Here is a 12,391-nt window from a genome sequence, read left to right on the forward strand (position 1 = left end):
GCAGGGTCGGTCGTGCCGCGGAAACTGCCGTAGGGGCTGGATGGGGCAGAGCTCGCGCGGCTGTCTTCGCTCATGATCTGTGCCGTGGAGGTTGCGGGCGAGGGGTGTCAGCGCCGGGTGGGCAGACGGACGACGGTGACGAAGAAGTCGTCGATCTGCCGGATGGCGTTGATGAACTGGTCGAAGTCGACGGGCTTGGTGACGTAGGCGTTGGCGTGCAGCGAGTAGCTGCGCAGGATGTCCTCCTCGGCGGAGGAGGTGGTCAGCACCACCACGGGGATGGCCGCGAGGTCGGGCTCGGACTTGATCTCCTGGAGGACCTCGCGGCCGTCGCGCTTGGGAAGGTTGAGGTCCAGCAGGATCAGGTCGGGGCGGGGTGCCGCGGCGTGCTCCGCCCGGTGGTACAGGAAGTCCAGGGCCTCGGCGCCGTCGCGGACGACGTGCAGGGTGTTGCGGACCTTGTTGTGCTCGAACGCCTCGCGGGTCATCAACTCGTCGCCGGGGTCGTCCTCGACCAGCAGGACGGTGATGGGCTGGATGGCGGTACCGGTCACGAACGGGCTCCCTGCGGGTCGGTGGAAGACGGGGCGGCGCCGGAGGTACCGGTGCCGGGTGGTGCGGACGGGCCGGCCGAGCGGCCGGTGTCAGCCTGATCGGTGTCGGCCTGGACAGGGGCGGGCTCGGCGGGGTCGGGCTCGGCGGGGTCGGCCTCGGCCAAGGCGGGGAGGGTGAGGTGGAACCGCGCGCCGTCCTGGTGCTCGGGATCGAGCCAGATCCGGCCGCCGTGGTACTCGACGATCTTCTTGCACAGGGCCAGGCCGATGCCGGTGCCGCTGTAGGAGTCCCGGCCGTGCAGCCGCTGGAAGATGACGAAGATCTTGTCCTCGTACTCGACCGGGATGCCGATCCCGTTGTCGGTGACGGTCAGATGCCACTGATCGTCCTCCCGCTCGCAGGCGATGCGCACGACAGGGTCACGGTCGGGCGGGCAGAACTTGACGGCGTTGCCGACGAGGTTCTGCCACAGCATCGTCAGGAGCGTCGGGTCGCCGGCGACCTGCGGGAGGTCGTCGGGTACCTCGACGCGGGCGCGGGAGGAGGCGAGGGCGTCGTCGAGGTTGGCCAGTGCGCGCTCCAGCGGCTCGCGCAAGGCGAGTTGCTGCTGCCGGTGCATGCGTCCGACGCGGGAGAAGGTGAGCAGGTCGTTGATCAGCACCTGCATGCGCTTGGCGCCGTCCACGGCGAAACCGATGTACTGGCGGGCGCGGTCGTCGAGCTGGTCGGCGTAGCGGCGCTCCAGCATCTGGCTGAACGAGGCGACCTTGCGCAGCGGCTCCTGCAGGTCGTGGCTGGCGACGTAGGCGAACTGCTCCAGCTCGGCGTTGGAACGGCGCAGCTCGGCCGTCTGCGCGTCGAGTGCGGCGGCCTGGCGCTGCAGGGTCCGCTCGCGTTCGGTGGACTGGTCCAGCGCCCGCTTGATCCGGACGCGCATCGCCTCGACCGCGCCGGCCACTTCGCGGACGTCCGCCGGGCCATGTGCGCTTATGACGTGGGTGAAGTCGCCGTCGGCGACCCGCCGGGACGCGACGCGCAGCATCCGCAGCGGCCGCCCCACGGCGTAGTGCAGCAGCACCACCAGCAGCATCCCGACCGTCAGCAGCGCCGCGAACAGCGCGGCCAGCGTCCAGTTCCGGGCGGTGCGGGTGTCGCGGAGTTCGGCGCGGCCGTCGGCGCGTGCCTGCGCGAGGTGCCGGTTCTGCGTCGCCCAGCTCGCCCGGACCGCGTCGAAGGCGGGCACGCCGCGCGCGGCGGTGGCCGCCGCGTCCGCCCCGGGACCGTGCTCGGCGACCTGGGAGACGACCGCGGTGCCGTAGTCGCGGCGCCACGTCTCGATCGCCCGCTGGACGGCCGCCAGGTCCGCCCGGAGCGCGGGCTCGCCGGTTAGCAGCCGCCGCAGCCGCGCCATGGACTCCTGCTCGGTGGCCAGCCCGTCGGTGTAGGGCTGCAGGAACCGCGGGCCGCCGGCGAGGGCGTAGCCGCGCACGCCCGTCTCCTGATTGAGCATCGCCATCTGCATCCGGCCCGCCTCGACCTGCGCGGGCGTGATGGTGTCCACCAGCCGGTCCGACGCTCTCGCGGTGTGGCCGAGCTGGCCGTGGACGACCACGGCGGCGGTGACGGTCAGCACTCCGATCAGTACCGCGGCCAGCGTGAACCACGATCGGACGGTCAGGCCGCGCCGGGGCGGGGGTGAAACGGTCACGTGTTGGCCCATCCCAGATGAATGACGGCGACGTCGTCGGCGAGGCCGCCGTGCTCGAGCGAGGCCCGCTCGACGTCGAGGATCAGCGCGTCGACGAACTCCTCCGCCGGACGGTGCCGGTGGCGCTGGGCGAGATGGAGCAGGCCCCCCATGTCCAGGTGGCGCCCGTCCGCGCCCGTCTGCACTTCGAACAGGCCGTCGGTGAACATCACCAGCGACGTCCCGGCCGGTATCTCCAGCTGGTGCTCCTGCCAGGTCTCCAGCCCGGGGACCATCCCCACGCCGAGACCGCCGGGTGGTTCGAGCAGCCGGACCTGGCCATGGCCGTGCAGCAGCAGACCCGGATGGCCCGCGCGGACCACTTGCGCGACCGGGCTCTCCGGGAACAGCGTCACCGTGGTGAGAGTGACGAACATCTCCAGCCCGCCCTGCTCGGCGACGAGCAGCTCTTCCAGCATTTGAGGAAGCCGCGCCCCGCGCACCCCGGCCAGCACGAAGGACCGCCACGCGACCCGCAGGCTCACACCCAGCGCCGCCGCCGCTGGATCGTGCCCGGAGACGTCCCCGATGACGGCGTGCACCTGCCCGTCGTCGGTCTCGACCACGTCGTAGAAGTCGCCGCCGAGCAGCGAATGTACCCGTCCCGGCCGGTACCGCGTCACCACCTGCAGGTCCGGGTTGGCCACCCGCGGGCTCGGCAGCAGCCCCCGCTCCAGCCGGGCGTTCTCCTCGGCGCGCAGCTGCTCGGCCTGCAGCGCCGCGACGGCCTGCTGCACCTGCCGCCGCTGGACGGCGTACCGGACGGCTCGTCCGAGGCCGTCGGGCTCCAGCTGCGCCTTGGACAGGTAGTCCTGGGCGCCTGCGGCGACCGCGGCCATCCCGGCCTGCGATTCCGCGAGGCCGGTCAGCACGACGACGGCCGTGCCGGGCGCCCATTCCAGGACCTGCCGCAGCACCTGGAGCCCTTGCGCCTCGCCCAGGTGGAGGTCCAGCAGTACGCAATCGGGTCCTGGACGCGCGGTCAGCGGCTTCCGCGCCTCGCGGAGCGAACGCACCCACTGCAGCGATGCCTGCAGCCCGGTGTCGGCGAGGATGTCCTCGACCAGCAGCGCGTCGCCGGGATCGTCCTCCACCAGGAGGATCTCCAGCAGCCCCAGGCCAGGGGCACTGTCCGGAGAGTCGGCGGCGGCGCCGAGCACGCCGGGCGCCGAAGGCGCGGTCACCGCCGCCATCTCGCGCTGCCGCGTCATCAGCTACTCCAACTCTCCTGTGGCCTCCTCGGCCCGGGCCGACCCTCGACGAGCGATAATAGTTGCCATCCGGCAAATGTATAGGGGTGAAGCAAACCGGACGCTCTGGCCTGCGCCTGTCCGACCTGGAGAGATTCCCGCCGGCGGCACTCAACGCCTGAGGCGGGCACCGCCATGGATCACGGCCGAGCGCGCCGGCACGGCCAGGCAGCGCAAGGACCCAAGCCCGGGCCCGCTGCCGAGCCGTCACGCATAAGACCCTCTACGTCGGGAACGGTCGATCTGGCTACAGATAGTGACCGTTTATAGGCAGGAGGGTCGGTGCCCTCGTCGCCATGTCCGCCGACTTCGGCAGCACCCCCGGCGTTTCCCCCCTGGAAGAAGCCGTTCGCTCCTTGCTGACGGTGTGGAATCGAGCCCGCCGCACCGTAGCGGCGCACCTGTCCCCGGTGCAACTGGACGCCATGGAGATCATCTCCGACGGAGCGGACCTGCTCGACGATCTGCGCCACCGCCGCCGCACCCGAGATACAGGCCGTCCTGGAACACCTGACCGCCACCGAACGCGCGCAACTCCAACAGGGCCTTCACGCGAGCTCGTCAAGGCCTGCACCGGCGGCCCGGACCACCCGCATCCATGCCGTCCCTCACCGGCGCGCTGACCCACGCCGTGACGGTCATGAAGACCCTGGACTCCAGCCTGGCGGTCGGCCTGTTCGGGCCTTGAGCGGTTGCTCGACTTTGGCGGGGCCTGGACGGGTGAAGTCAGGCCACCCACTCTTTGAGTTGGCGGACGATTCCGGCGGGGTCGTCGCCGACAGGGGTCACCTGGAGATTGGTGACGCCGGACTCGCGGAAGGCTTCGATCCGCTCCCGGACGTAGGAGGCCGGGCCGACGAGGTTGATCTGTTCGAGCAGCTGGAGTGGGACCTTGGCCTCGGCTTCCTTCTTCTTGCCGTCGAGGTAGAGGTCCTGGATCTCCTTGGCCTCGGCTTCGTAGCCGTAGCGTCGGACGAGGTCGTTGAAGAAGTTCTTGCCGCGGGCGCCCATGCCTCCGATGTAGAGCGCGAGTATCGGTCGCGCGAGGTCGAGTATCCCCTTCACGTCCTCGCCGATAGCGACGATGCCACCGGCGACGACCTCCAGAGGCGCGAGGTTTTCGGAGCGCTTCGCGGTCCCTGCTGCAAGGGCGTCGCCCCATACCCCGGCGGCGGCCTCGGGGACGTACAGGAAAGGCAGCCAGCCGTCGGCGTACTCCGCCGCGCCTTCGACCGATTTCGGTCCCAGCGCGGCGACGTAGAGCGGAACCGAGGGGCGCACCGGCTCGGTCATGATCTTCAGCGGCTCACCGAGGCCGGTGCCCTGACCGGCCGGGAGAGGGATCTCGAAGGAGCGGCCGCTGTAGTCGACCGCCTCGCGCCGCAGGGCCGCGCGGATGATCTCGACGGTCTCCCTGGTACGGCCGGTCGACCGTACGAAGGGCATGCCGTGCCACCCCTCGATGATCTTCGGGTTGGAGGCGCCGAGGCCGATGACGGCGCGACCGCCGGACACGCTGTCGAGGCCGGCCGCGGTCGAGGCGAGCATGGTCGGGGTGCGGGAGTAGACGTTGAGGATGGCCGCGCCGATCTCCACTCGCGAAGTGCGGGCCGCCAGGTAGCCCATCAGGGTCGGCGAGTCATAGCCGTACCCCTCGGCGACCCAGACGGTGTCGAGCCCGGCGGCCTCGAGCCGAGCGATGTGGTCGGCGGCCTCGCGCGGGTCGGTGCCGTAGGTGAGCATCGTCGAGATCTTCATGAGCGGTGCCTCACTTCGACGCCGGCGAGTCGAAGCCCGCGCCCATGCCGATGCCGGCGCCGCCGTCGACCGGGATCACCGCGCCGGTGACGAACCGCAGGTTGGGTGACACGAGCGCACCGACCAGGTCGGCGAACTCGCGGGGCATCCCGATGCGCCCCATCGGTACCCCGTTCCCGAGGCTCGCCTTGGACAGCTCTGGCTGCCGTTCCAGCAGTCCGCCCAGCAGGGCGGTGTCGAAGAATCCGGACAGCAGGGTGTTGACGTTGATGTCCTGCCTGGCGACCTCCAGGGCGAGGGTCCTGGCGTAGCCGATCACCGCCGACCACACGCCGACGGACGCCGCCATGCCGACGGCCGGACGTTCGACGACGCCGGAGACCACGTTGAGGATGCTGCCGCCTTCGGCGGTCATGTATGGCAACGTGGCTCGCACGGATCTGACGACGTAGAAGAAGTGGCGCTCGAAGGCCTTCCGCCACACCTCGTCGGTGAGCTCGGAGATGCGCCGGATCGGCGGTCCGCCGTCATTGGTGACCAGGACGTGAACGGCTGGACCGAACCGCTCAACGGTCGAGGCGGTGACGCGCTCGATGTCGGTCTCCGCCGAGCAGTCGGCGGCCAGCCCGAGGACCTTCTCCTCGCCGTACACGCCGGCAAGCCGTTGCGCGGCGGCTGCCACCTTCTCCGCGCGTCGCGCGAAGATCGTGACATTGGCGCCTTCCTTCAGAAGCCGATCGGCGATGGCGTATCCCAAGCCCTCGCTGCCGCCGCCGACGATGGCGACCTTGCCGGTCAGCCCGACGTCCATCACTGAACTCCGATCGAGGTGAGGAATGCTTCGGCGTTGCCGGAGAACACGTCATCGAGGACATCGGCGGAGAAGCCTTCCTCGCGCCATTCCGCGACCAGCCTTTCGTGGGTGAGCATCGGGTAGTCGGCTCCGAAGAAGACCTTCTTGCGCAGCCGCTTACCGATCTCGCGCTTGAGCTCGTCGGGGAAGTAACGCGGTGACCAGCCGTGGAGCTCCATCCACACGTTCGCCTTGTGCAGTGCGACCGCGATCATCTCCGACTGCCAGGGCCACGCCACCCGGGCCGCGATCACGTTGAGATCGGGATGCTTGGCCGCGACGCGGTCGACGTAACGGGGGTGGCAGCCCTCCAGGGTGATCCCCATGCCTCCGCGGGTACCGGCCCCGGTGGCCGACATACCGACGTGGACCAGGACGGGACGGTTGGCCTCGACGCACATGTTCAGGCAGGTCTCCCATTCCGGCTGGTCGGGCGTCCCGGCCGGCGTGAACGAGTGGACCGTCAGCCCGACGAGTCCCGGGCCCTCGCTCAGGCAACGCTCGAATTCCTTGACATGAGCCGGTTGCGTGGGGTCGATGCCGATCCAGTTGCCCAGCACGACGTCCGGGTGCTCGCGCGCATAGTCGAAGGCGTAGTCATGCTGGTCGCGTAGCGCACCTGCGTCCATCGTGTAGGTGAACGCGAAGTCGAGCATCGCCCTGACATTGGCGCGGCGGAACTGGACGGCCTGCTCCTCCTCGCTGACGAAGCTCATGTCCCACTTGAAGTAGCCCTTCAGAGCCTCGCGGTCCTTGGCGGTCTCGTACGGGCTTCCCTTCCATCCTCGCTCTGTGCCCCAGTGGGAGTGGAAATCGATCAGTCGGGCCGGTGGTACGTTCACGCTGAGCGCCTTTCATGAATGGCCGCGGGAAGGGCCTCGGGATGGTCAGTGGACATTGCGGGCCGAGCCGTCCCAGAACGGCGCGCGCAGGCGCTTCTTGTCGACCTTTCCCACCGGCGTGGCAGGAAGTGAGTCCACGACCACGACCTTCTTGGGCGCGTACATCGAGCCCTTGACCCGCTTCACGTAGGACTGGAGCGCGGGAATGTCGACCTGCCGCCCCGATCGCGGGACCACGAACGCGGTGACGAGCTCGCCCCAGCGGCCGTCCGGCACGCCGATGACGGCGGCCGCGCCCACCGAAGGGTGCGCCGTCAGAACGGCCTCGACCTCGCTCGCGTAGATGTTGAAACCGCCCGAAATGATCATGTCCTTCTTGCGGTCCACGATGTAGATCAGGCCGTCGGTGTCCTGGCGGGCGAGGTCTCCGGTGTGGAGCCATCCGCCCTTGAGCGCCACTTCCGTCTCGTCGGGGAGGTTCCTGTAGCCCTGCATCACCCCGCGGCCCCGCATGGCGATCTCGCCCACCTCGCCCAGAGGAACGTCGTGGCCGTCGTCGTCGACGAGCCTGATGCGGTTGCCGACCACGGGACGGCCGCAGGAGGCGAGTTGCTCAAGGCTCGCGGTCTCGTGTGCGGCCTTGGTCAGGACCGTCCCGAGGCCGGCCGACTCCGTCTGCCCGTAGATCTGGGCGAAGACCGGACCGATCCGCTCGCGAGCCTCCGCCAGCCGCACCGGCGACATCGGCCCGGTCGCGTACCAGATCACCTCGAGGCTGGAGAGGTCCCTGGTCTCCGGACGCTCCTGATCCAGCAAGGTGTAGATCATCGTCGGAAGGCCGCTCACGCAGTTGATGTGCTCGGCCTCGATGACGTCGAGGAACCGGCTCGGCTCGAAGCCCTGCTCGATCACGACCGTGCCGCCGCGCAGCAGGGTCGGGATGACGGCCAGCCCGGCCGCGTGGGTGAGCGGGGCCGCTGCCAGGTACCGCGGGAGGTGCGGCTGCTCGAAGTCGGCCATGTGCGCATAGACCATCTGCACCATCGACCGATGAGGCTGCATCACGCCCTTGGGCCTGCCGGTCGTCCCACCGGTGTACTGCAGCCAGGCGACGTCCGTCTCCGTCGCCGGACCACGGTCCAGCGATCGGACCGCCGCGGGCTCGCCCTCGGACAGGCCACCGTCGGCGGGGATCACCATCAGGTGGCGCAGCGAGTCGACCTCGGCGAGGACCTGGCGGCCATGCTCCTCCAGGGGCGCGGTCACCACCAGCACCGTGGCCTCCGCGTCCCCGCAGACGGTGATGTGGTCCGCGACCGAGGCCAGGGCCTGCAGCCCGGTGAAGCGGCCGCCCAGGAGATACGTCGCGGCCTGGACGATCCACGATTCCGGCATGTTCGGACTGAGCATCGTGACCCCGACGCCGAGCCCCACTCCCCGATGGGCCAGCGCGGCCACATACTGCGCGAGAAGGTCCCTGACGTGCGCATAGGTCAGTCGCCGATCTCCGGCCACGAAGGCCTCGGACGAGCCGTGCCGGCTGAGCGCCTGCAGGATCAGGTCACCGAGCGTGACTCCGGAGGATGCCGCCGTAGCGGCCGGCGAAGCCGCAGCACCGTGACCCGGAAGGTGGTGAGACATGCCTCAAGCGTGGCCGCCGGACGCGCGGGCGTGCCACCGATGTTCCGCCCGGATTTTTCGATAACCCGCCAGTCTGGCGGAGGGGACGCTCAGCTGTGAGCCGCACCCGCCGTGGAGCGGTAACGACCGGGCGTCTGGCCGACGAGATCGGTAAAGGCGCTGATGAAGCTGCCGGGGTTCGCCCAGCCGAGTCGCATCGCCGTCTCGGTGACCGAGGTACCTTCACTGAGTTCGAGCAGCGCTCGCTGAATCCGCAGCAGCGTCCGCCACTGATGGAAGCTCATCGACAATTCGCTGCCGAACAGCCGGCTGAGCGTCCGTTCACTCGAGCCGGTTCGGTGCCCCAGCTCAGCCAGCGTCGCCGAAATGGCCGGGTCGGCGTGCAGCAGGTCGGTGACGGCCTTGAGGCGAGGATCGCTCGGCTCCGGCAGCCGCAGTGGCTCCTGCGGAGCCCGGACCAACTCCGCGCCGATCACCGCGAACAGCAGACCACCACGCTCACTCCCGGCAGGCTCACGCTCGCTGGTGATCGCCAGGTATGCCTCGCGCAGCAGCCCACTGGCCACGAAGACCGACGGCTCGGGCGGCAGTTCCTCGGACAACGCCGCCGGAACCGGGAGCACGCGAACATCGGTCTCGCCGTAAGAGTGACTGCTGTGGACGAAGAAGGGCGGCACCCACGTGATGCGGTTCGCCGGCGCCACCCAGGTGCCGACCTTGGTCGTCGTGACGAGCGCCCCTGAGGCGGCGTACCTCAGCTGGCCGTAGTCATGGAAGTGCGCGGCGATGTCCTCACCATGCGCCAAGGGCTCACAGACCGGCGAGTCGTCCGTCCAGAACACGGCCTCCTGCACAACCTCACTCATCACCAGCCACCCTAGCCCGCACTGGCGGCCAACCAGAACAACCAGCCCCTACTCCAACAACACGCCGGGCAAGGGCTCCACTCCGCATCTCCAAGGTGGACGGGACGTTCCGCCGCCTTCCCAAACCGACAGGGCGAGACAGGTGGACGAGCTGAACTCACCCGAACGCCTGGCAGACGGTGAGACCGTGTCTCCGACTAGGTCTCGTCCCACCCTGCCGAGGCCATCGAAGATGGGGGCCAACATGCACAGGGGGCAAGGAGCGCCAGACGAGGAGCCGCTCGTAGGAGAAGGTGTAACTGCCAACATCACACGCGTCGCAGACACCGTCCGGCGACCGGTCAGGCCCTTCACCTCCACGATCCAGGCCTATCTCTCGCACCTTCACCGAGCCGGGTTCACTGACGCCCCCCCGACCACTGGGGATCGACGAACAGGGGCGAGAGGTGCTGTCGTTCGTGCCGGGGGATGTGCCACGCGAGCCGCTCCACCCGAGGCGGTGGGAGAGGACGTTCTCGCCGCCTTGGCTCGTCTGATCCGGCGGCTCCATGACGCCGCGCAGGGCTGGACGCCACCCGACGATGCCGTTTGGGCGACGCTGCCGGGCACGCAAAACATTCCGCTGGTCGACACCGACGCCGAACTGGTCGGCCATCGCGACTTCTGCCCGGGCAACGTGATCTTCCGCGACGGCCTTCCCGCGGCGCTCATCGACTTCGACCTCGCCAGGCCGACCACCCGCGTCTATGACATCGCCAACGCCCTCTACTGGTGGGCACCACTACTGCATCCACAGGACCGAATCCCCGCCCTGGCCCAGGCCGACATTCCCCACCGCGCGGCCATCTTCGCCGACGCCTACGGGATGACCGTCCAACAGCGTCGCGACCTGGTCCCTCTGGCCAGGCGAATGATCCATCGCTTCCACCTGACCAGCCGCGCCGCAGCAGAAGCAGACCCGGTGTTCCGGCGCCTATGGAACCAAGGCGTCAAGGACCGCATGCCAAGGGCCGAAGCCTGGATCACGCAGGAAGGGACGGCTATCGCAGCCCGGCTCCGCTCTCAACAATGACCCCCAATCGCCGCCAAGGCAGCCAGGGCAGCGATCGTCCGCCGACAAGGCCTCCCCCATAGTCGAAGGCCTCACTGAGGGCACCAACCACCTCACCTCTCCGATTGATCTGGAGACTGGCGGCAAGGCAGGTCGGCCTGAGTGGTGGGTGTCCTCCTGGAGCCGCGGGAAACGGTTGCCCCGAACAGCAAAGATGTTCTAGCTTTTCCGTGCTTGTCATGCCTCGTAAGCACGGGGGTGGGATGGGACTGATCGAGGCGGATTTTCGGACGTTCGAGGAGAGCGAGCGCTGCTTCCGGCAGGCCCTGCACTCGATGGAGGAGATCCTCACCAGACTCGAGCACCAGTTGAGCGTCCATCTGGACGAGTGGGAAGGCGACGACCGCCGCGCCTACCAGGCCGCAGCCGATTCCTGGCACCGTGCGGCCCGGGAGATCTCCCGCAAGATCGACCACTTGCACGTCCGCATCCAGGTCGCGCACCGCAACTTCAGAGCCGCACACGCAGCCAACCAGCAGATGTGGACGCCCCTGTGACCGATGTGCGGATCGACCCCTCGGTGGTGCAGGAGGCCGCCTCGACGTTCGCCACCGGCCAGTGGACGATTAGCAGCGCATGGGACGTCCTGGCTTCGACACTGGCGGGGTGCGACGGCATGGCCGGCCACGCCCCCGACAAGGCGGCACTGGCGTTCGCCCCGCACTACAACCAGGCCGTGAACGCCGCGTGGCACGGTTTCCAGGCCGCGGTCCGCAGCGTCGGAGGCTTCTCGCTCTGCCTGGGCAAGACGGCGGGGAACTACCTCAACGCCGACCGCCACTCCACTATCAGCACCCCCACGGGAGCCAGCGTCGTCCGGACTCCGGCGCAGCAGTCGGTGCCCTTCTGGGAAGTGGGCCACCAGGTCGTCACCGACAAGACGATGGGGATGCCGCCATCGGTCTTGGGCGGGGCGTCGGCGTGGTTGCCGTCACAACTCGCCGACCTGTGGCCGACGGGCGACCCGGGAAAGCTTCGGGCCGCTGCGAGCGCCTGGCGGGACGCCGGCGACCGCGTGTCCACTGCCACGGAAAAGCTCGGGACCGCGATCCACTCGGTCACCGGCGGCAACACCACCGGTGACGCCGAAGTCATCGACGCCGCGTGGTCCAAGCTCTACGGATCCTGCAACGAACGGACCGTCCTCTACACGCTTCCGCGGTTGTGCCACAACGCGGCCGACGCCTGCGACAAGTACGCAGACGCCGTCGACCACGCGCACAGCAAAGCCGAACGGGAACTGGGCGCCGCCGGGGTCCTCGGCGCGGTGCTCCTCGGCGTCGGAGGGTTCCTCACTCCCGAAACCGGCGGGGCGTCAGACGCCGGGGCCATCGCCGTGGACGTCGCCATCGCTCGCGGCATCCTGGTCCCCATCGCCGGCGCACTCCTGGCGACCGTAGGCGGGCTGAGCGCGGGCGCCCTGGCGGAGTACGTCATTCACGCCACCGAGGACAGCGCGAGCAACGCTCCTAACGTTCGCCCCACCGACGCCAACACCACGACCTTGCAGGGCGCCTTGGACCGCGAGGTCGGCATCATGCAGAGCAAGCAGCGCAGCCGCGACACCCCCCAGGCGCTCAGCCCCGAAGAGCAGGAGGCCGTCAACAACAAGGAGGCCGGGCTGCCCTACGACCAGGCGGCGTACAAGCGGGCCATGCGCAAGAAGGTGTTCAATGAGAAGATGGAAGAGCGGGGGCGCAATAAGAACAAGGACAACCGGCAGGGCAAGAGAAACAAGAGAAAGAATTGAGTCGGCAGGATGGGTTCG

11 protein-coding genes are annotated in these 12,391 nt (G+C 69.1%); 3 read left to right on the plus strand and 8 right to left on the minus strand.

Annotated features, from left to right (window positions below):
• Positions 1-107 precede the first annotated feature (107 nt).
• From F9B16_RS10680 to F9B16_RS10715, 8 genes are all read right to left on the minus strand, one after another.
• Positions 108-554, minus strand: coding sequence for a response regulator (locus F9B16_RS10680; protein WP_151539854.1), 447 nt, complete (start codon positions 552-554; stop codon positions 108-110).
• A complete protein-coding gene (locus F9B16_RS10685; protein WP_225991533.1) occupies positions 551-2,263 on the minus strand; it encodes a sensor histidine kinase in 1,713 nt (570 codons plus the stop codon). The genes F9B16_RS10680 and F9B16_RS10685 overlap by 4 nt, the downstream gene beginning before the upstream one ends.
• Positions 2,260-3,513 (minus strand): PP2C family protein-serine/threonine phosphatase, encoded by a 1,254-nt coding sequence (locus F9B16_RS10690; protein WP_225991534.1) that lies wholly within the window; start codon positions 3,511-3,513, stop codon positions 2,260-2,262. Before F9B16_RS10690 ends, F9B16_RS10685 begins: the two co-directional genes overlap by 4 nt.
• Positions 3,514-4,278: 765 nt before the next feature.
• Entirely contained in the window at positions 4,279-5,310 is a 1,032-nt protein-coding gene (locus tag F9B16_RS10695) for an LLM class F420-dependent oxidoreductase (protein WP_151539856.1), read from the minus strand.
• Positions 5,311-5,320: 10 nt separating this feature from the next.
• Positions 5,321-6,121 carry an SDR family oxidoreductase gene (locus F9B16_RS10700; RefSeq protein ID WP_151539857.1) on the minus strand — a complete coding sequence of 267 codons (801 nt, stop codon included), beginning with the start codon at positions 6,119-6,121 and terminating at the stop codon, positions 5,321-5,323.
• Positions 6,121-7,005 carry an amidohydrolase family protein gene (locus F9B16_RS10705; RefSeq protein ID WP_151539858.1) on the minus strand — a complete coding sequence of 295 codons (885 nt, stop codon included), beginning with the start codon at positions 7,003-7,005 and terminating at the stop codon, positions 6,121-6,123. The genes F9B16_RS10700 and F9B16_RS10705 overlap by 1 nt, the downstream gene beginning before the upstream one ends.
• A gap of 45 nt (positions 7,006-7,050) precedes the next feature.
• On the minus strand, positions 7,051-8,646 hold the full coding sequence (locus tag F9B16_RS10710) for an AMP-binding protein (protein WP_151539859.1): 1,596 nt from the start codon (positions 8,644-8,646) through the stop codon (positions 7,051-7,053).
• Positions 8,647-8,735: 89 nt separating this feature from the next.
• Complete coding sequence (locus F9B16_RS10715; RefSeq protein WP_151539860.1) at positions 8,736-9,512, minus strand: AraC family transcriptional regulator; 777 nt, start codon at positions 9,510-9,512, stop codon at positions 8,736-8,738.
• A 499-nt stretch (positions 9,513-10,011) separates the two neighbouring features.
• Between F9B16_RS10715 and F9B16_RS10720 the strand changes: the two genes are divergently transcribed.
• The 3 genes from F9B16_RS10720 to F9B16_RS10730 all read left to right on the plus strand — a co-directional run bounded on the left by F9B16_RS10720 (position 10,012) and on the right by F9B16_RS10730 (position 12,373).
• Positions 10,012-10,584 carry a phosphotransferase enzyme family protein gene (locus F9B16_RS10720; protein ID WP_404800489.1) on the plus strand — a complete coding sequence of 191 codons (573 nt, stop codon included), beginning with the start codon at positions 10,012-10,014 and terminating at the stop codon, positions 10,582-10,584.
• A gap of 242 nt (positions 10,585-10,826) precedes the next feature.
• Positions 10,827-11,120: a WXG100 family type VII secretion target gene (locus tag F9B16_RS10725; RefSeq protein WP_192808708.1), complete on the plus strand. Its 294-nt coding sequence runs from the start codon at positions 10,827-10,829 to the stop codon at positions 11,118-11,120.
• Positions 11,117-12,373, plus strand: a complete 1,257-nt coding sequence (locus tag F9B16_RS10730) for a WXG100-like domain-containing protein (RefSeq protein ID WP_151539863.1) — start codon at positions 11,117-11,119, stop codon at positions 12,371-12,373. Before F9B16_RS10725 ends, F9B16_RS10730 begins: the two co-directional genes overlap by 4 nt.
• The last annotated feature ends 18 nt before the right edge of the window (positions 12,374-12,391 follow it).

The sequence above is a fragment of the Actinomadura montaniterrae genome, assembly GCF_008923365.1.
In the GTDB taxonomy this organism is placed as follows: Bacteria; Actinomycetota; Actinomycetes; order Streptosporangiales; family Streptosporangiaceae; genus Spirillospora; species Spirillospora montaniterrae.